The sequence below is a fragment of the Variovorax sp. F042 genome, from assembly GCF_057814215.1.
Genome location: NZ_JBVASX010000090.1, coordinates 1 through 287, shown reverse-complemented (window position 1 = coordinate 287; position 287 = coordinate 1). Strand labels below are relative to the sequence as shown.

Sequence of the window (287 nt, the reverse complement as noted above, 5' to 3'; positions counted from 1 at the left end):
AGGCATGGCGAGTGCGGGAAAAGGAGGGGGCGCCCAGTATGGCGCGGCGCTCGCATAATCGCCGCGTATGGACACCAAGTGGCTCGAAGACTTCATCAGTTTGGCGGAAACCCGCAGCTTCAGCCGCTCGGCTCAATTGAGGCATGTGACCCAGCCGGCGTTGTCCCGCCGCATCCAGGCGCTCGAAGGCTGGGCCGGCACCGACCTGGTAGACCGCAGCTCGTACCCCACGCGGCTCACGCCAGCGGGCCAGACGCTCTACAGCCAGACCATCGAGATGCTGCAAT

Annotated in this window: 1 protein-coding gene; it reads left to right on the top strand. The window is 65.2% G+C overall.

The window, feature by feature from the left end; translation table 11 throughout:
• Positions 1-67: 67 nt before the first annotated feature.
• A partial coding sequence (locus tag ACZYSP_RS35535; protein WP_489019258.1) for a LysR family transcriptional regulator occupies positions 68-287 on the top strand: 220 nt, incomplete at its 3' end.